Origin of the sequence: Rhizobium ecuadorense (assembly GCF_001187535.1) — a bacterium.
In the GTDB taxonomy this organism is placed as follows: Bacteria; Pseudomonadota; Alphaproteobacteria; order Rhizobiales; family Rhizobiaceae; genus Rhizobium; species Rhizobium ecuadorense.
Genome location: NZ_LFIO01000564.1, coordinates 1 through 206, shown reverse-complemented (window position 1 = coordinate 206; position 206 = coordinate 1). Strand labels below are relative to the sequence as shown.

Here is a 206-nt window from a genome sequence, read left to right as displayed (position 1 = left end):
GTATTACCCAGCTCAGCGATCGCGTTGAGACAATCAAGAGCTTTCTCCGAGCATCAGATTGGGAACCGACGATCTCAGGCTTTATCGAGCAGGGGTCGTGGGCTCACGACACGATCATCCGGCCGGTCGATGGCGGAGAATTCGATGCCGATCTTCTCGTGAAGGTGAGGGACGTCGAAGGGTGGAGTGCGGCACAGTATGTGAAG

General features: G+C 56.3%; 1 protein-coding gene. It reads left to right on the top strand.

Annotation, left to right across the window (positions count from 1 at the left end):
* Positions 1 to 206 (top strand): SMODS domain-containing nucleotidyltransferase (locus AF337_RS12015; RefSeq protein ID WP_425287887.1); only part of this gene is annotated, 206 nt, incomplete at both ends.